This is a genomic window from Micromonospora inyonensis, assembly GCF_900091415.1.
Lineage (GTDB): Bacteria > Actinomycetota > Actinomycetes > Mycobacteriales > Micromonosporaceae > Micromonospora > Micromonospora inyonensis.
In genome coordinates this window covers 429,467-447,392 of record NZ_FMHU01000002.1, presented here as the reverse complement: position 1 = coordinate 447,392, position 17,926 = coordinate 429,467, and the positions used below count along the sequence as shown (strand labels likewise).

The window sequence follows — 17,926 nt, the reverse complement described above, 5'->3', positions numbered from 1 at the left end:
ACTCCTCGCGCTCACCGCACCCGCCTTCGTTCGCGACTGCGGGGCTCGCAAACCCCGCTCACTCCTCGCGCTCACCGCACCCGCCTTCGTTCGCGACTGCGGGGCTCGCAAACCCCGCTCACTCCTCGCGCTCACCGCACCCGCCTTCGTTCGCGACTGCGGGGCTCGCAAACCCGGCTCACTCCTCGCGCTCACCGCACCCGCCTTCGTTCGCGACTGCGGGGCTCGCAAACCCGGCTCACTCCTCGCGCTCACCGGCCACCCCGCTTCCTGGTCATCTGGTAGACCAGCGTGGTGGTGGCGACACCGAGCAGGATGTACGTGAGCTGGAGCCAGTAGAAGCGCGGGAACCCGAGGATCCGGGGCGAGTCGCCGTTGAACAGCACGGGGATCAGCGGTACCACGATCGGGACGAAGAGCAACCAGTTCCAGGGACTGTGGTCCTTCGCCCGGGAACGTGCCGTGGTCGACGGCCGGGTCGTGGCCGGCGGCTCCGGGTCGGTCGCGGCCATGGGCGCACCTCCGGGAGGTCGTAGTGCAGAGACGGCCCGGAGGTTATCGATGCCGTGACCACCGTCACCTTTTGTCGCCGATCACTGCGCTCAGCGGTCTCCCGGCTGCGCCGAGCGGCACATCACCCGTCCACCGCGCAACAGGCCGGGTGGTTGCAGGGGACCCCTGCTCGACAGAAAGCGGTAACAGGGGACCCCTGCTACCACCTCACCCCCGCCAATCGCCGGCTCAGCCGAGGTGGGCGGTGTCGTTGACGGACCGGACGGCCACCCCGCCGTCGGCCCAGACGTCGAGCACCGACACCCCGGCCGGGTCGAGGTAGAGCCGGTGCAGGAAGGCGTCCCCGGCAGCCAACGCGTCCCGAAGGAGGATCTTGATCGGGGAGACGTGCGAGACGACCACCACGGTCTCCCCCGGATACGCGGCGAGCAGCCCGTCCAGCGCCCGGCGCACCCGAACGGTGACGTCGGCGAACGACTCCCCGTCCGGCGGGGCCACCGCCGTGGAGGCGAGCCACGCGTCCAGCTCTCCGGGCCACTCCTCGCGCACCTCGGCGAAGGTGCGTCCCTCCCAGGCCCCGAAGTCGCACTCGACCAGGTCGTCGGAGGTACGCAGCGGAACCTTGCCGAGCGCGGCGGCGATCGGTCGGGCGGTGGCCGTACAGCGGGACAGGGGTGAGCTGACCACGGCCGCGACGGTCGGCGCGAGGGCGGCCACCCGGGCGGCGGTGGCCCGGGCCTGGTCCCGTCCCCGCTCCGACAGCGGCACGTCGCCCCGGCCGGAGTAGCGGCGCTGCGCGGTCCACTCGGTCTGACCGTGCCGGACCAGGATCAGCCGGGTCGCCTCGCTGGTGCCGCGCGGCTCCCACGAGGCGGGTGCGGTCGCCGGATCGGCGCCCGCACCCGCCGTCGCCTTCCCGGCGGCGCGGGCGGCGGCGTCCCGCGCGGCGGCCCGGGCGGGCGAGTCCGGGGCGGCCACCTCGCGGGGCGGCTCGACGATCCGGGGAGCCGTGACGGTCGGACCGGACGGCCCTCGGCCGGCGGCCGCGTCCATCGCCGCGTTGGCCAGGGCGTCGGCGTGCCGGTTGCGTTCCCGGGGGATCCAGGTGAAGGTCACCGCCGCGAAGCGGCGGACCAGCACGGCGGCCTCGGCGGCCAACGGACGCAACCCCGGGTTCTTGATCTGCCAACGGCCGGACATCTGCTCGACGACCAGCTTGGAGTCCATCCGTGCCTCGACCCGGGTCGCGCCGAGCTCGGCGGCGGCGGTCAGCCCGGCGATGAGGCCCCGGTACTCGGCTACGTTGTTGGTGGCGGTGCCGATCGCCTCGGAGCGTTCGGTCAGCACCTCACCGGTGGTCGCGTCGCGGACCACCGCGCCGTAGCCGGCCGGGCCCGGGTTGCCCCGGGAGCCCCCGTCGGCCTCGACGACCACCGCGGCCAGGCTCACAGGCCGGATTCGTTCGTGCGGACCATGATCCGACGACATTCCTCGCAGCGGACCACCTCGTCCGGGGCGGCCTTGGCGATCCTGGTCCGGTCGGCTCCGGAGAGGTCGAGGCGGCAGCCGCCGCAGCGGCCCCCGCGCAGCAGGGCCGCGCCCAGCCCGGTCGACTCGCGGATCTTGTCGTAGAGGGTGACCAGCTCGGCCGGCAGGTCGGCGGCGAGCGGCTGCCGGGCGGAGCGCCGGAACTCTTCCTCCTTGGCGATCTCGGCCAGGCTCTCGTCGCGCCGCCGCTCGGTCTCCGCGCGCTTCTCGCGCGCCTCCGCCAGCCGCTGCTCGACCCCGTCGAGGACGGCCTGCGCGGTCTCCCGCTGCTCCATCAGCTCCAGCTCGGCGTCCTCCAGGTCGCTCTGCCGCCGGTTGAGCGAGGTCAGCTCGTGCTGGAGCGCCTCCAGTTCCCGGGCCGGGCCGGTGCCGGCGGCGAGCCGGTCCTCGTTACGACCCTTGCGGGTACGGACCTGGTCGACGTCCTTCTCCAGCCGGGCGATGTCCCGGTCGAGGTCGTCCACCGCCACCTGGGCGCGGACCCGCTGGTCCTCCAGGGTGGACAGCTCCCGGGCCAGGGCCTCCAGTTCGGCGCGCTCGGGCAGGGTGCGCCGACGGTGGGCGAGCTGGGCCAGGGCGGTGTCGATCGCCTGGAGGTCGAGCAGGCGGCGTTGGACTGCCGGTTCAGCCTTCACGGTCGGGGCTCCTTGTCGTCCACGGCGGGGTGGAGGTCGTCCTGGTCGGGTGCGGTACGGCCCCGGGTGGTCGCGGTGGCGCCCGGGACGGGGGTGTGGTTCTCCTGCGGCGTGGCCTCCGGCGCCGCCCCGGTGGGCGGGGCCGGGCTCGCGGCGTGCACGCTCCACGGGTCGGTGTCCAGGTCGGACACGTACGTCTCGACGTCCAGCGCCGCCCGCAGGTGCGCGGCCAGGTCGTCCAGCCAGGGACGCTCGGTGGCCCAGTGCGCGGCGTCCAGCAGCGCCGGGCCGCCCTCGGCCAGGTGTTCCCCGGCCGGGTGGTGGCGCAGGTCGGCGGTGAGGAACGCGTCCACCCCGGCGGCGGTCGCGTCGGCGAGGAACCCGTCGCCCGCGCCGCCGCTGACCGCGACGGTGCGGATCACGCGGGCCGGGTTCCCGGCGGCGCGCACCCCCCAGGTCGTCGGCGGCAGCACGGTGGCGGCGTGCCGGGTCAGTTCGGCGAGCGCCATCGGACGGGGCAGATCGCCGATCCGGCCGATGCCGCGTCCCCCGCCGTGCGCCGGGCTGCCCGGGGCGGGCGGATGCAGCGGGCGGAGCCCGGTCAGGCCGAGCCGGGCGGCGAGCGCGTCGGAGACCCCGGGGTTCGCCACGTCGGCGTTGGTGTGCGCCACGTAGAGCGCCACGTCGGCGCGGATCAGCTGGTGCACGATCCGGCCCTTGTACGTCGTCGGTGCGACCGAGGACACCCCGCGCAGCAGCAGCGGGTGGTGCGCGACGATCAGGTCCACCCCGACGGCGAGCGCCTCGGCGACCGTCTCCGGGACCACGTCGACCACGCAGGCGACCCGGCGGACGACGGCGTCGGGCTCACCGAGCACCAGCCCCACCCGGTCCCACTGCTCGGCCCAGGCCGGCGGGTAGCGCCGTTCCAGCAGGGCCACCACGTCGGCGACCGTCGGTGGTGGGGATCCGCTTGTGCTCACGGCGGGCCAGCTTACCGGCGTCGGGCCGGGCCGGGCGCGACCCGGCTCGCAACACGTCGCTTCCGAGCCGTGGCGGGTCGCGCCGACACCGGATGTGCAGGGGCCCCCTGCTACCCAGAAAGCGGTAACAGGGGGCCCCTGCTCACACCCGGGCCGGCCGGCCCGGGAGGAGGATCAGGCGTAGTAGTTGACGCTGACCGGCCAGGTGCCGGTCCACGGGACCCAGCCCTGGAGGGCGGCGGAGATCCCCACCCGGGTGCTGCAGTTGATCACCTGGAAGTGCAGGTGCGGCGCGGTGGACGCCCCGGTGCTGCCCGAGTAGCCCACGATCCGGCCCTGCGGGACCCAGTCGCCGGGCCAGTAGAAGGACTGGTTCAGGTGCGCGTAGTGGGTGCACGTGCCGTTCGAGTGCCGGATGATCACCTCGATGCCGTTCTGCCAGTACGGCGACCAGTCCGAGTAGACGATGGTGCCGGCCTGCGCGGCGGACACCTCGTAGTTCGCCGGGAGACCGAAGTCCCAGGCGTACCGGTTGTAAGCGTCGGTGTGCGAGAACGAACCCCCCGGCCCCTGTGTCACCATGTACGACTCGCCGGCGGGGTACGGCAGTTCGTAGGAGTAGTTCGCGGCCGAGGCCGGCGTGGCTCCGGTGAGCGTGAGCGCGGCGGCGGTCACGACCGCGCTCACCACGGCGGCCACCCTGCGTACAACCTTCGATGCGCTCTTCACGGTTTCCCACTCCTGTGCAACCGACGGAGATTCAGCCCCGTCGTTCGACAACCCTCGTGGCATCTAAGCAAGCGGCACGCGAATGATCAATGTCAGCTGAGCCAGGAGGGGGCTACACAGCGCGACCGGCGTCGACGTCTACCGGGCTGTGGGGCAGGCCGGGGCGGGCAGCGCGCCCAGGGCCCGTTCCCAGGGAAAGGTGTGCAGGTGGCGCTCACCGATGCCGGGCGCGTGCAGGGGGTACACGTCGTCGCCGAAGAGCACCGTCACTCCCCACTCCCCCAGGCGGTCCAGGGCCGCCCGGAAGGCCGGATGGGTCGCCATCGCGTTGTTGGTGAAGGGCACCGCCACGATCGGCACGCCGAGTCCCTGCGCCTCCACCAGCAGGCCGAGCGCGAGCGTGTCGGTGATCCCGGCCGCCCACTTGTTGACCGTGTTGACGGTGGCGGGACAGACCACCATCGCGTCCGCCGGCGGCAGGACGTCCGGGTCACCCGGGCTCTTGTAGGTGGTGCGGACCGGGTGACCGGTCGCCCTGGCCAGTGCCGCCGGGTCGACGAACTTCGCCCCGTCCGGTGTGGTGACCAGGCAGACGTCCCAGCCGTCGGACTGGGCAAGCTCGACCAGCCGGCCGACCCGGCCGGCCAGCGGCGAGCCACAGACGATCACGTACAGCACCGGCCGGCGGTCGTTCGCCGAGGGGACGACCGCGGTCATATCCCGACTCCCATGTGTTCAGCCAACTCCGCGATCGGCGATGACGGCGCACCCCGTGTGCGACGCAGGATGTCGGACATCACCTCGTGGGCGATCGGACGGCAACGGATCTCGGACGGCGCGAGCCGGTCACCCTTCAGCAGCATCTCCCCGGCGCTGGCCAGGTCGCCGATCTGGGCGAAGCCCCGGGCGATGTCGAGCATGTGGTGGGCCCGCCGCTCCGGCAGCAGCGCGTTGAACGCCGGCAGCTCGATGGAGTGGTGGGTCTCCACGGCCCGTCCCCCGTCGCCCAGCTCGACGGCGGCGGCGGCCCGGTGCAGCTTCAGGTTGGTCGGCCCGAAACAGGTCCAGTAGTGGTTGTGGTCCCCGCCGAGCCGGTTCGCGGCCTCCTGCGCGCCGTCGAGCAGGTCCTCCACGGTGGCCGAGTCCCCGCTCCGGGCCGCCGCCATCGCTCCCTGGAGCAGCAGCATCCCGTAGACCGAAAGACGTGCCGGGCTCTCCTCGTTGCCGCCGCCCGGGGCGAGCCGGTTGGCGATGCGCACGTTCAACTCCAGCGCCGATCGGGCCCGACCCATGGCGAGCAGCGCGTTGCCGACCCGGGTGGTGGCGATGCCGGCGAGGAACTGGTCGTCGGCGCGCTGGGAGACCGCGAGCGCCCGGTCGGCGGCGAGCCAGGCCAGCTCGCACTCGCCGAGCTTGCGCAGCACCGACGAGGTGATCTGGTAGATCTGCCCGAGCAGGTGGGCCGCCTCACGCCCCTGGTCGTCACCGCTGTACGCGGCGTCGGCGGCCTGCGCGTCGCGCAGCAGCTTCGGCAGCGCCCGGGTCAGCATGCCGTACCGGCCGTACTGGTAGGTGAGCCAGGCGTGGGTCACCGCCTTGCGCATGTCACCGAGCATCGGCGGGTACGGCACCGCGTCGAAGTACGCGCTGAGCGCGTCGTACCGCTCCAGGGCCGCCCGGATCTGGTCGACCTCGACCTGGTCGATGCAGTTCAGCGCGTCGCTGCGCCGCTCCGGGTCCCTGCCGACCAGCAGTTGCACCTCGACCTCGAGGATGTCGGCGATCTCGTAGAGGACGGAGAACTTGTCGAGCCGACGGACCCCGCGCTCGATCTTGTCGACCCAGCTCTTGGACTTGCCCAACCGATCGGCGAACACCTGTTGCGACATCTTGCGTCGCCCACGCCAGTAGGCCACCCGCCGCCCGATCGGTAACTCGTCCATCTCCGCTCCCTTCCTGCCCGGCATCTTCCGGGAGTTCCACCGCAGGCGACAATCCGTCTGGTCTGGTTTGTCCTGGTCGCACAGTCTGTGCGGCACTCGCCAAACCCGACCCCATAGCTTCCGTGCAACTTGCAATTCGCCTGTCGAACGAGCACCGGTGACGGTAGTGACGGGGCTCGACGCCCGACGTGACCGGACCGTGACACCCGAGAGGAGCACACATCATGTGGGGGACCGTCGGACCGCGCGTCGTTCATCTGTCGCCACTGGAACGGGTGCGGCTGCGCCGGATCGCGGTCCGGTACGCGATGCACGGCTGGGAGGTCACCCCCGGTGCCTGCCTCGCCCGCAGCCGCTTCGTCTGTGGCCGGGCCGGCTGCCCGACCGTGGGCTGCCACCCCGCCCTCGAGAACTGGGAACTCGCCGCCAGCACCGATCCGGCCCGGGTGGCGACCTGGTGGCACAACCGCCCGCACGGGGTGCTGCTCCCCACCGGCCGGGCCTTCGACGTGCTGGAGGTGCCCTCGTACCTCGGCCAGCACGTGCTCGACGCGATCTCCGACCACCCCGCCGACCGGTCACGTGGTCCGGTCGCGGTCACCCCCACCGGGCGGTGGATGTTCCTGGTCCTCCCCGGCGACCCGCTCCGGCCCGAGCTGGACCACTGTTTCCACGTCGTCCGGCACGGGGTCGGCTCGTGGATCCCCGCCCCGCCGACCCGGCTGCCGGAGGGACCGGTGCGCTGGGCCCTCGCCCCGGAACAGGCCCGCTGGCGGCTGCCCGACTCCTACCTGGTGCAGAAGGTGATGGTGGACGCGTTGCGGGCCACCGGCATCGCCCTGACCGCGGACCTGCTCCCCGGTCAGCTCCCGCTCCCCCGCCGCGGCTTCTGACCCCGCGCCACGTCCCGCCGGGGCGGCGCGTCGTTGGTCCAGGTGGGGGCGCGGTCGCGCCCCGATCGGGGGAACGATGTCCATCGACGATCCGGCCCGGCGAGCCGAAGGTGCCGACCCACCACCGCAGCGGCGGCCGTACCGCCGGGTCGGCACGAGACCAGCCGGCTCCCGCCCCGGCCGCCCACGTCCCTTCGGCACCCGTCCCGCCGGCAGCCGCCCGCCCCGCTGAGGTCCACCCGCCTCCCGAGCCCTCCGGCGCGTCCCGTCCGACGGTGCCCGGCGGCAACGGGCACGGGGGGGCCAGGCGGCGGGCACGATCAGGCGCGGGAACGGGCACGGCACGGCACGGTCAGGCGGTGGGCAGGCGCGGTGAGCGCAGGCACCGTCCGGTGTCGGTGACCACCGCGTGTTCGTGCCCGGCCAGCCGACCGAGCCAGCCCACCCCGGCCGAACCCATCGCGACGGCCGCCGTGGCGTAGGCGTCGGCCACACCGAGATCCGGGCCGACCACGGTCACCGAGCGCAGCCCTCGGGCCGGCTCACCGCGTCGCGGGTCGAGCACGTGGTGCCCCCGCTCGTAGACCCCGGAGGTGGCGACCGCCAGGTCGGTGCCGGTGAGCACGAGGAAGGTGACGGTACGGTCCCACGGGTGCTGGATACCGATCCGCCAGGGGCGGCCGGCCGGGGAGAGGCCGCGCACCCGGACGTCCCCACCGGCGTTGAGGCAGTGGTTGGCGGCCCCGGCGGCGAGCAGCCGGTCCGAGGCGACCTGCGCCGCCCAGCCCTTGACGTAGCCGGACGGGTCGAAGGCTCCGGTGGCGTACGCGTCGAACCAGCCGTCCGTCGCCCCCCAGAGGTCCGCGCAGCGCTCCAGCACCAGCCGCAGGTCGGGTGACGCCTCGGAGAGCAGCACCTCGCCCCGGTCGAAGCGGGACACCTCGCTGTCGGCCCGGTACGTGCTGAACCGGGCGTCGACCTCGCGCAACCAGCCGAACACCTCGTCGGCCAGGTCGTCGAGGGTGGCCCGGGGCAGGTCGTCGGCGAGATCCAGGCTGATCGGCGTACCCATGACCTGCTCGACCCGGCGCAGGCCGGGACGGACCGTGGGTGGGGCGGCGGCGGTGCGGGACGTGGCCATCTCAGCGCCGCACGGCGTCGATGGCGGCCTGCAACGACTGCTGGTACGCGTCGCTGGTCGCGGTCGCCCCCGAGACCGTGTCCAGGTCGGCGTCCTGCCGCCGCACCACCTCCCCGTCGGTGCCGCTGTACCGGTCGTCCACCGACGAGCTGCGCCGGTCGGACTCGGCGGTCTCCTCCGGCAGCTCCAGGGCGACCACGTCGACGATCCGGTCACCGGCGAGGGTGATCCGCACCTGCACGTTGCCGTACTCGTTGCCGACCACCGGCCCGGTGACCGTACGCCTCGTCGACGGCGGGGCGGTGGTCCGACGCGGGGTGGGCGCCGCACTGGTGGTCCGGCTGCCCGGGGCACGCGGGCTCCGGCCCGCCGCGGGCGTGGACGGTTCGTCCGACGGCCCGGCACTGGTGGAGGCCCGTGGCGCTGGGGTCCGACCGGGGCTGGCCGGCGCGGAGCCGGTGCGCGTCGGACCGGCGGGCGCGGGGACCACCGACGGACGCTCGGGTGCGGCGACCTCGGCGACCCGGCTGGTCTCCGGCGCGCCCTTGAGCACGACCAGCAGGGTCGTGCCAGCGGCCAGGCCGGTGACGGCGAGGAACGCGCGACGCATGGGAGAACCTTCCTACAGCTCGAACGTGGCGAGGTGGATCTGGCGGCGGGGCACGCCGGCCCGGCGCAGCGCCCGCACCGTCGAGGTGACCAGGCCGGGCGGCCCGCAGAGCCAGACGTCCCGGTCGGCGAGGTCCGGCACGAGCTGGCGCAGCCCCTGCGGGCTCATCATCCGTCGGGGACCGGGGTCGTCGCGGGAGCCGATGACGTACCAGACGTCGGTGCCGTAGGCCTCGGCGAGCCAGTCCAGCTCGCGGTGCAGCAGTACGTCGGCCGGGGTCCGGGCCCGGTAGATCAGCGCCGCGCCCGGCGGCAGTTCCTCCAGCAACGCCCGGATCGGGGTGATGCCGCTACCACCGGCGATCAGCAGGGCCCGGTCCCGGGTCCGGTGCGCGGCGGTGAAGACACCGGAGGGGCCCTCCGCCCAGACCCGGGTGCCCGGCGCCAGGCCGCGCAGGCCGGCGGTGTGCCGACCGACCACCTTGACGGTCAGGCGCAGCCACCGGCCGTTCCCGGCCGCCGACGGGGAGAACGGGTGCGCCTGCCACCAGCGGCCGGGTGTCAGGAACCGCCACCGGAAGAACTGCCCCCCACGCAGGTCGAGCAGGTTCAGCCGGCGGCCGGTCAGGTAGATGGAGATGGTGTCCGGATTCTCCGCGACCACGTCGGCGACCCGCAGGTCGTGCCGCAGGGTGAACCGCAGCGGCGCCACCACGCGGCCCCATGCCAGCGCGGCGACCACCAGCACGTACGCCACGATCCAGCCGGTGCGGACCGGCCCGGGACGGAAGAGCTGCTGGCCGTGGGCGAACTGGTGGCCGAACCCGAGCAGCAGCACCAGGTAGCTGGTCAGGTGCAGGTGGTGCCAGAGTTCGTAGGGCAGGGCGGTGCGGACGGCCCGGATCCCGGTGAGGCCGAGCAGGGCCAGGATGCCGGCGGCGGCGAACGCGGCGAGCATGTCCTCGTAGTCGCGCAGCAGCACCCCGGCCTCGGCCAGCACCGACTGCCTCTGCAACCGGGCGTAGCCGGTCAGGGTCAGCGACACGTGGGCGAGCACCGCGGTCAGCAGGGTCACCCCGAGGTCCCGGTGCCAGCGGGCGATCTGCTCGCCACCGAGGTGACGTTCCAGCACCGGCAGACGGCTCATCAGCAGCACCTGCACCAGCAGCAGGTAGCCGGCGACCAGACCGGTGATCCGCCCGGCGGCGGTCAGCGTGGCGGTGGTGGTGCGCAGCGAGTCGTCCGGGGTCTGCCACCACCACGGCAGCACGGCCAGGGCCAGCCCGGCCCAGAGCACCGCGAGCACCGCGCGGCGGCCGGCGGGCCCGCGCCGGGGTGGCACCCGCGGTGGTACGGCCGCAGCCGACCGGCCGCCGGAGCGGGACATCGTCCCGCCGCGACGGCCGGCGGCGTGGGTACGGGGATACGTCACGCGTACAGCTTGATCGGGGTGTACTTCATCCGGGGGAAGATCTTGTCCACCTCCGCGTTGGTCAGCCCGAAGCGGCCCTGTGCGACGGAGCCGTAGACGTTGAACATGTTGTTGTACTCCGGCACGTCGCCGCTGTCCAGGTCGTCCAGCCCCTGCCAGGTGCCGAGCAGCGAGCCGGCGAGCTTACGGCCGGACAGGACGGTCACCACCCCGCCGTGTCCGTGGTCGGTGCCGCCGCTGTTCGAGGCGACCCGACGGCCGAACTCGCTGGAGACCATGACCGTCACGTCGGCGGCCTGGTCACCGAGGTCGGTGAAGAAGGCGGCCATCGCGGAGGCCAGCTCGTTGAGCCGACGCCAGAGCTGACCGCCCTCCCGGGTGCCCTGGTTCTCGTGCGTGTCGTAACCGCCCATGCCGATGGTGGCCACGCGCACGTTCGCGCCACCCTTGATGAGTTGGGCGAGCTGCTTGAACGAGTTGCCGACGCCCTGGTACTCGACCCCCTCGGCGGCCTGGTACGGCGTCGCGGCGAGTTTCTGGGCGGTGGCCAGCGCGCCGAGGCCGTCCTGGACGGCCTCCTCGACCGGATGGTTGATCCCGGTGAAGAGTCCCTTGATGGCCTTCTCGGTGGCGGCCCGGTACTTCTCGTCGCCGTTGAGCCGCAGCGAGCCGACGCTGCCCAGCGAGAGCGCGCCGTTGGTGCCGACCAGCGACCGGGGCAGGGTGCTGCCGATGCCGACGCTGCGGAACGCGGTGCCCTTGCCGAGGTGGTCGACCAGGCTGTCCAGCCAGCCCCGGCCGCCGGTCTCGCCGGGCAGGCCGCCCAGGTTGCACGCGTCGGCGGCCTGGAAGTGGCTGCGGGAGAGCCGCTCGTCGGAGACGGCCGGGACGAAGCCGAGCTGCCCGGCCCTCAACCACTTCTCCAGCGGCTTGAACGCGCTGGTGAGCTTGAAGCCACGGGACAGGGCGAGGGAGTCGGAGCCGAGCAGCAGGTCGGGGCGGGCCTTGCGGAGCACCGGGTCCTCGGCCGGGGCCACCAGGCTCAGCCCGTCCAGTCCACCGTAGAGGAAGACGTGGATCAGGGTGCCGGTCCTGGTCGCGGCGAAGGACGCCGAGGTGGTGACGAACTGCGCGGTGGCCAGCGCGGTGGCGGTGGCGGCGGCCCCGGCGACGAAGGTCCGCCGGGTCACCCCGCGGCCGTCCTGCTGGGCCTCCTCCTCCGCCTCCAACCGCAGGTAGCGGTCCCGCTCGGCGGCGTTCTCGGCGGCCACGACGTCGGCCTCCGCCCGCAGCAGCGCCTCGGCCGGGTCGTCCGCCAGCCGCCGCAGATCCGGGCATTCGGGGTGCAGGGGGTACGAGTACACAGTCTTCTCCATCGGGTGCCTCACCGGAGGTGGTGCTGGGGGGACGCGAGGATCGCCCGCGCGACGGCGGTGACGGCCCCGTTGAACGACGCGTCGACCCTGGTGCCGGCCGACACCCCGGCGACGCCGAGGATGAGTGCCTTCTCCCGGTCGGTCAGCTCCTGGTGCACGAGGCGCTGGGCGAGCGCGTCCACGTACGCCCCGGCGGTGGTCGGCGGCTTCGCGACCAGCCGTTCCGGCTTCACGTAGGAAAACTCCCGGCGGTAGCCGTGGATCACGTCACCGACCTCGTTCCAGCCGTTGACCATCGTGCCGGCCGAGGTCCAGGCGACGTAGCCGTCGGGGTACCCGTCCGGGGTGGGCTGGCCCATCGGGTAGTGGCCCAGTTCCCGCAGCTTGTCGGCGATCCGGCGCAGTCCCCGGGCGTACGGGGTGCGCTTGTTGTCGCCGGCCTCGTAGTCGGCGGACGCCTCGGGCGAGACGCCGAGCACCCGGTACGTGGCGATCAGGTACTCCATCGGACGGCGGACCTTCTGCCCCACCGACGCCCAGAACTCCGAGGAGCTGAACAGGGTCATCAGCACCGGCTTGATCAGGCCCTGGTTCGCCGTGTACGTCTTGGCGAGCCGGTCCACCAGGGTCTTCGGCGGAGTGTCCGAGACGAAGCGGGTGGCGAGGCTCTGCCCGACGTACCGCGCGGTGGAGGGGTGCAGCGCGATGTAGCGGATGTACGCGTCGATCGCCGCGTCGGCCTTCTTCGGGTCCCGGGAGTTGTTGGCGTGGGTGAAGCCGAGGATCTTGACCTTGCCGACGTAGTGCCGGTCCTCGCGGAAGACGTACTCCCCGTCGGAGACGCCGCGTCCGGTCTGGAGCATCGCCGCCTGCCGGACGTCGGACTCGGTGTAGCCGCCGTCGACGCCGACCGAGTACAGCTCGAGGTTCTCCCGGGCGAGGTTCTCGTTGACCGCGTCGGCGCGGGAGTCGTTCTGGTTGAGGTAGAGCAGCAGCGCGGGGTGCTTGTTCGCGGCGACCAGCATCTCCGGGTAGCTGGTCAGGGCGTACTTGCGGACCACGTCGACGTCGAAGGAGTGCCGGTACACCTCGCCCCCGTCGACGTCGGCGGCGACGTGCAGGAAGTCGTTCCAGAAGTCGACCATCACCTCGAACAGCTGCCGCTCCGACCAGATCTGCCGGGAGATGGTGGCGTCCACCATCTCCTTCTCCGGCTGCGCGCCGCGCTCGTTGAGCTGCTCGCGCTGCTCGCGGAGCTGCTTCGGGGTCATCCGGAGGGTGGGCAGTTCGCTGAGCTTCAGCTCCGCCTTCGTCGGGGCGATCTTGTCCGGGTCGAGCTGCCAGCGCAGCCAGGCGTCGATGCCCATCCGCTCGATGTCGGCGAGCACCTTGGGCGTCGCGCCGAAGGTGGTCCGGGTGGCCAGGTGGCGGACCGGGTCCTTGGCCAGCACCGTCTTGACGGTGACCTCGGTAGCGGCCGAGGCGGCGGCCGGGCCGGAGAACGTACGGCCCCCGGCCGGGGTGTTCTTCTTCAGCGCCGCACCGGCCCGGGAGCCCATGTAGCTCTCGTTCTGCTCGGTGTAGGTGCGCACGGTACTCGGCTGCTGGCCGCTGGGGCGGTTCACGTTGCCGTCGGTCACCTTGGCGCCGGTCGCGTCGCCGGCCGGGGCGTCGTCACCGAAGAGGCCGCGCACCTGCGGGGTCATGGCCAGCGCGGCGCCACCGGCGACCACCGCGGCGGTCCCGCCGAAGGCGGCGAGGGCCCGGCGGCGGCTGCGACGGCGACCGTCCGCCTCGTCGTCGTCCAGGTTGGGGAGTCCGGGATCACCACCGGGTACCGGTCCACCGGTGCCGGCCGGACCGATCCACTGCGGCCCCCGGCGGGCGGTCGACGCACCCGCACCGGGCCAGGAGGCGGGTGCCGGCTGCGTCCGGCCCGGCCACGGGGCGTACGACGCCCGGGGATCGCCCGGTTGTCCGGCGTACGTGTGGTGGTACGGATCGGTCGACCCGGAACCGGACGGGGCGTACGGCGGGGCCGGGTACGGGTCGTGGTACGCGTCCGGGGTGCGGTGCTGTCGTCCGTCCCAGCGGCCCTCGTCCCGCGGCCGGCGTGGTGGCACGTTCTGGTCGGCCATGTACCAATCCTGTTTTCTGCTGAATGGCCACCCGGGACCGGCGTCGGTTGCGGTGCGACGGTGCTGGGCGGCTGCTGCCTGGGGGAGGTTGCTACGGCACGGTAACCAAGCGGTAGAGGGCCATCAAGGTGCGCGAACGCGGCCGCGAGGGCCACTTAAGACAGGCTTGCAGGAGGGTTCGGGCGGGTGGGATATCCGCCGGTCCGGTCGCAGCCGTCCCGAGCAGGCCCGACATGGGCGCGCCCGTCCCGAACGCGACGTTTCCCCGGGTCAGGGCGCGGACCGCCCAGGTCGGCGGCACAGTGAAACTTAAGGTTGCACTAAGTCGATGCTGAGTCGCCCCGATCCGGCGGGTCCGGGCCGCCCAGGGTCGATACGCCCCACGCCGTCCGGGCCCCGCGCCCGGGCAAAGGGAAGCAGCAGGAGGGGCGTGAGCCGCCACCGCAGCGGGTATGCCGCCGGACCGCTGAACCGCATGAGGGGAAGGCACCGCCATGCTCAGCAAAGAGGATCAGCGCAGGTTCGAGCAGATCACCCGGTACCTCCGGGAGAGCGACCCGGCGTTCTTCGCCCGCCTGGACCAACGGGCGCGGGCGAACCGGGGCCGCTACCTGGTGCTGTTGACGATCGTGCTGTGGGCCGCGCTGCCGGCGATGACCGTGCTCGCCGGCCGGGTGGCCGGTGCGATCTGCGCCGTGGTGCTCCTGGCCAACTCCGCCCTGTTGTGGCGCTACCGACGGCGATGGTTGTGACGTTCCGCCGGCACCACCGGGGCCGCCGTCACCCCCGGTCGGCGTCGGGATCCGCGCCGGACGGACCGGGGTCGGTCGCGCCGAAACGCCGGTACGCCCGGCGCAAGCGCTCGGTCAGGCCCGGCCCGCCGAGGGCGCTGTCGGGCGGCCCGAGTTGACGCAGCAGCAGCTCCGCATCGGTGACCAGGGTGGGCGGCCGGTCGGGCAGGGGCACCGGGGGCAGCCAGAACCGGTCCACCTGGTCGGCCAGAGCCGGGGTGGGCAGGTCACCGAGCACCCGTGCCGTACCGGCCGCGCGTGGTGCCGCCGACCCGGTCGTGGAGGTGGCGGCCGGCCGCCCGGTGGCCGGTCCCGTCGACGTGCCGGCCGACGCGGTGCCGGCCGGGTCGCGGAGGGGGACGGCCCCGCCCCGTAGGGCGCGAAGCCGGTCGAGCAGCTCGTCGCGGCCCCGGCCGCGCCAGTGCAGCAACCGGAACGGGTCGGCGTCGAACGCCTCGGCCAGCAGGTAGAAGGTGGCCGCCAGGTGCTTGCAGGGCACCGCTACGTCGGGACAGGAACAGCGCTGGGCCAGCTCGTCGACACCGGCCGGGAACAGGGGCGCATCGGCGGCGGCGAAGAGCTCCTCCAGTTCCCCGGGAAGGTCACCGGCGAGCAGCCGGGCGCTGAAGAACGCCTGCCCGGCCAGGGCCTCCTCCAGGCGCGTCCAGACCGGTTCCGGAAACCGGGCCAGCTCGATGCGGACCTGGTACGGCCGGGGCCGGGAGCCCTGCACCTCGGCGGTGACCGCGCCGGGCGCGACCTCCAGGGTGAGCACCTGGCCGGCGCGGGCGTAGGCGCGCCCCCGGGTCAGCCGGGTGCCCAGCGCGAAGGACTCCAGCACCTCCAAGAACCGCCGGGACCACCAGGACTGTCCGATCGCGCCCCGGCTGCTGCGGGCGCGCAGTCCACCGGAGACCCGGCGGGGCGGACCGTAGTCGGCGAACCGGTCGGCGGGGCTCACTCGGCCACCGCCTGGGGTGCGAGGGTGAACAGGTCGCGCAGGTCGGCGGTGGACAGTTCGGTGAGCCACTGTTCGCCGCTGCCCACGACCCGGGCGGCCAACCCACGCTTCTCCGTGATCATGGCAGCCACCTTCTCCTCCACGGTGCCAGCGCAGACGAACTTGCGGACCTGGACGCGGCGGCGCTGCCCGATCCGGAACGCCCGGTCGGTCGCCTGGTCCTCCACCGCCGGGTTCCACCACCGGTCCACGTGCACCACGTGGTTGGCGGCGGTCAGGGTGAGCCCGGTGCCGCCGGCCTTGAGGGAGAGCACGAACAACGCGGGGCCGTCCGGGGACTGGAAGCCGGTGACCATCTCGTCCCGGTCCGCCTTGCCGACCCCGCCGTGCAGGAAGAGCACCTCCCGGCCGAACCGGGCCGACAGGTGCCCGCGCAGCATGCCGCCGAACTCGGCGTACTGGCTGAACAGCAGCGCCTTCTCCCCCGCCGCGAGGACCTCGTCGAGAATCTCCTCCAGCCGGGCCAGCTTGCCCGACCGGCCGGGCAGCGCCGAGCCGTCACGCAGCAGGTGGGCCGGGTGGTTGCAGACCTGCTTCAGCTTGGTCATGGTGGCCAGCACCAGGCCACGCCGCTCGATGCCGTCACTGGACTCGATCTTCGCCAGCATGTCGTCGACCACCGCCTGGTAGAGCGCGGCCTGCTCGGCGGTGAGGTTGCAGAGCACCTCCATCTCCAGCTTCTCCGGCAGGTCCGAGATGATCGACGGGTCGGTCTTGAGCCGCCGCAGCACGAACGGACCGGTGACCCGGCGCAGCCGGCCGGCGGTCTCCTCGTCGCCGTGCCGTTCGATCGGTTCGGCGTACCGCCGACGGAAGGTGGCGGCCGGGCCGAGCAGGCCGGGGTTGGCGAACTGCATGATCGACCAGAGGTCGGCGAGGCGGTTCTCCACCGGGGTGCCGGTGACCGCGATCCGGTGCCGGGCGGGCAGCGCCCGCACCGCCTCGGCCTGCCGGGTCGCCGCGTTCTTGATCGCCTGCGCCTCGTCCACCACCACCCGGTGCCAGTCGACGCCGGCCAGGGCGACCGCGTCCCGGGCGGCCACCGCGTACGTCGTGACCATCAGGTCCGTGTCGTTCACCGCCTCGGCGAACCGCTCCCCCCGGGCCCGGTCCGCGCCGTGGTGCACGTGCACCCGCAGCTTCGGGGTGAACCGGGCGGCCTCCCGCTGCCAGTTGCCGACCAGCGACATCGGGCAGACCAGCAGGGTCGGTCCAGCCTCCGGTGGGTCGGCGGCCAGGAGGGCGAGCAGCTGCACCGTCTTGCCGAGCCCCATGTCGTCGGCGAGGACCGCGCCCAGCCCGAGGGACTGGAGGAAGGCCAGCCAGGCCAACCCCCGTCGCTGGTACGGCCGCAGCTCGCCGATGAAGCCCGGTGGCGGGTCCAGCGGGGTGAGCCGCCGCTCGGCCTGCCCGGAGAGCAGGTCGCCGAGCGCACCGTCGGCGTTGATCTCCAGCACCGGCAGGGCCGCGTCGTCGCCGTCGGCGAGGCCGAGCCGGAGCAGGTCGGCCACGGTCAGCTCACCGGAGGTCCGGAGCAGGCGCAGTCCGGTGGCGAGCCGCTTCGGGTCCAGCTCGACCCACTGCCCCCGTAGCCGGACCAGCGGGCTCTTCCGTTCCGCCAGCGCGACCAGCTCCTCGGCGGTCAGCGGCTGGTCGCCCAGGGCCAGCTCCCACCGGTAGTCGACCAGGGCGTCCAGGCCGACCCCGCCGGCGGTCGCCACGGTGCCCGGGGCGGTCCGGCTGCGGGCCTGCAACCGCGCGCCGAGCCGGGCGGCCGGGCGATGCCACCAGCCGGGCAGCAGCACCCCGAAGCCGGCCGCGTGCAGCACCGGGGCACCCTCGCGGAGGAAGCGGTGCGCCCCCTCGGCGTCGAGTTCCAGGGCCTCCGGCGTCGCGGTGCGCAACGCGCCGTCCAGCTCCGGCCAGAGCCGGCTGGCCCGGCCCAGCTCGGCCAGGAGCGTTTCCTGCGGGGCGTCGACCCGGTCGGCGAACACCCTGGCGCTCTCCGGGTCGTGCCAGATCGGGCCGGCCCCGACCAGCAGGCCCGGCTCGTCGGCGGCCTGCAACCCGAACTCGAGCCGCCAGGTGCCCGGATCGACGGTCCCGTCCGGCTCGGTGCGGATGTCCGGAGCGTGCGCGTCACCCGGAAGGAGCTCGACGTCGAGGGCGAGGGT

Annotated in this window: 15 protein-coding genes and 1 pseudogene; 2 read left to right on the top strand and 14 right to left on the bottom strand. The window is 73.5% G+C overall.

The annotated features are described in order from the left end of the window. Nucleotides 1–251: 251 nt before the first annotated feature. The 7 genes from GA0074694_RS17110 to GA0074694_RS17080 all read right to left on the bottom strand — a co-directional run bounded on the left by GA0074694_RS17110 (nucleotide 252) and on the right by GA0074694_RS17080 (nucleotide 6,351). A complete protein-coding gene (locus tag GA0074694_RS17110; RefSeq protein WP_091459641.1) occupies nucleotides 252–512 on the bottom strand; it encodes a DUF3311 domain-containing protein in 261 nt (86 codons plus the stop codon). Between the two features lie 229 nt (nucleotides 513–741). Next, complete coding sequence (locus GA0074694_RS17105) at nucleotides 742–1,962, bottom strand: bifunctional RNase H/acid phosphatase (RefSeq protein WP_091459640.1); 1,221 nt, start codon at nucleotides 1,960–1,962, stop codon at nucleotides 742–744. Beyond that, nucleotides 1,959–2,696, bottom strand: coding sequence for a zinc ribbon domain-containing protein (locus GA0074694_RS17100; protein ID WP_091459639.1), 738 nt, complete (start codon nucleotides 2,694–2,696; stop codon nucleotides 1,959–1,961). The genes GA0074694_RS17105 and GA0074694_RS17100 overlap by 4 nt, the downstream gene beginning before the upstream one ends. Next, nucleotides 2,693–3,679 carry a Nif3-like dinuclear metal center hexameric protein gene (locus GA0074694_RS17095; protein ID WP_091459638.1) on the bottom strand — a complete coding sequence of 329 codons (987 nt, stop codon included), beginning with the start codon at nucleotides 3,677–3,679 and terminating at the stop codon, nucleotides 2,693–2,695. Before GA0074694_RS17095 ends, GA0074694_RS17100 begins: the two co-directional genes overlap by 4 nt. A gap of 174 nt (nucleotides 3,680–3,853) precedes the next feature. After that, nucleotides 3,854–4,369 carry a M23 family metallopeptidase gene (locus tag GA0074694_RS33665; RefSeq protein ID WP_218105721.1) on the bottom strand — a complete coding sequence of 172 codons (516 nt, stop codon included), beginning with the start codon at nucleotides 4,367–4,369 and terminating at the stop codon, nucleotides 3,854–3,856. 177 nt (nucleotides 4,370–4,546) lie between these two features. Then, a complete protein-coding gene (locus GA0074694_RS17085; protein ID WP_091459636.1) occupies nucleotides 4,547–5,125 on the bottom strand; it encodes a flavoprotein in 579 nt (192 codons plus the stop codon). Next, nucleotides 5,122–6,351: a helix-turn-helix domain-containing protein gene (locus tag GA0074694_RS17080; RefSeq protein ID WP_091459635.1), complete on the bottom strand. Its 1,230-nt coding sequence runs from the start codon at nucleotides 6,349–6,351 to the stop codon at nucleotides 5,122–5,124. The genes GA0074694_RS17085 and GA0074694_RS17080 overlap by 4 nt, the downstream gene beginning before the upstream one ends. 224 nt (nucleotides 6,352–6,575) lie before the next feature. Between GA0074694_RS17080 and GA0074694_RS17075 the strand changes: the two genes are divergently transcribed. Next, the gene (locus GA0074694_RS17075) at nucleotides 6,576–7,244 is read left to right on the top strand and encodes a bifunctional DNA primase/polymerase (protein WP_091459634.1); all 669 of its coding nucleotides are present in this window, start codon (nucleotides 6,576–6,578) and stop codon (nucleotides 7,242–7,244) included. Nucleotides 7,245–7,596: 352 nt separating this feature from the next. Here the strand turns inward: GA0074694_RS17075 and GA0074694_RS17070 are convergent, their stop codons facing one another. The 5 genes from GA0074694_RS17070 to GA0074694_RS17050 all read right to left on the bottom strand — a co-directional run bounded on the left by GA0074694_RS17070 (nucleotide 7,597) and on the right by GA0074694_RS17050 (nucleotide 13,940). After that, on the bottom strand, nucleotides 7,597–8,316 hold the full coding sequence (locus tag GA0074694_RS17070; protein ID WP_091463330.1) for an FAD:protein FMN transferase: 720 nt from the start codon (nucleotides 8,314–8,316) through the stop codon (nucleotides 7,597–7,599). A gap of 70 nt (nucleotides 8,317–8,386) precedes the next feature. Then, nucleotides 8,387–8,995, bottom strand: coding sequence for an FMN-binding protein (locus tag GA0074694_RS17065; protein ID WP_091459633.1), 609 nt, complete (start codon nucleotides 8,993–8,995; stop codon nucleotides 8,387–8,389). A 12-nt stretch (nucleotides 8,996–9,007) separates the two neighbouring features. Further along, nucleotides 9,008–10,426 carry a ferredoxin reductase family protein gene (locus GA0074694_RS17060; protein ID WP_091459632.1) on the bottom strand — a complete coding sequence of 473 codons (1,419 nt, stop codon included), beginning with the start codon at nucleotides 10,424–10,426 and terminating at the stop codon, nucleotides 9,008–9,010. Then, nucleotides 10,423–11,802 carry a DUF1501 domain-containing protein gene (locus tag GA0074694_RS17055; protein ID WP_091459631.1) on the bottom strand — a complete coding sequence of 460 codons (1,380 nt, stop codon included), beginning with the start codon at nucleotides 11,800–11,802 and terminating at the stop codon, nucleotides 10,423–10,425. The genes GA0074694_RS17060 and GA0074694_RS17055 overlap by 4 nt, the downstream gene beginning before the upstream one ends. Nucleotides 11,803–11,810: 8 nt before the next feature. Beyond that, nucleotides 11,811–13,940 (bottom strand): DUF1800 domain-containing protein, encoded by a 2,130-nt coding sequence (locus tag GA0074694_RS17050; protein ID WP_091459630.1) that lies wholly within the window; start codon nucleotides 13,938–13,940, stop codon nucleotides 11,811–11,813. 494 nt (nucleotides 13,941–14,434) lie between these two features. Between GA0074694_RS17050 and GA0074694_RS17045 the strand changes: the two genes are divergently transcribed. Beyond that, nucleotides 14,435–14,692, top strand: coding sequence for a DUF3040 domain-containing protein (locus tag GA0074694_RS17045; protein WP_091459629.1), 258 nt, complete (start codon nucleotides 14,435–14,437; stop codon nucleotides 14,690–14,692). A gap of 28 nt (nucleotides 14,693–14,720) precedes the next feature. On the opposite strand, the gene GA0074694_RS17040 is transcribed toward GA0074694_RS17045, so the two are convergent. Then, nucleotides 14,721–15,692, bottom strand: coding sequence for an SWIM zinc finger family protein (locus tag GA0074694_RS17040; protein WP_091459628.1), 972 nt, complete (start codon nucleotides 15,690–15,692; stop codon nucleotides 14,721–14,723). Beyond that, nucleotides 15,689–17,842 (bottom strand): annotated as a pseudogene (locus GA0074694_RS17035) (DEAD/DEAH box helicase); the annotation flags it as partial. The pseudogene GA0074694_RS17035 and the gene GA0074694_RS17040, both read right to left, overlap by 4 nt. Nucleotides 17,843–17,926: the final 84 nt, after the last annotated feature.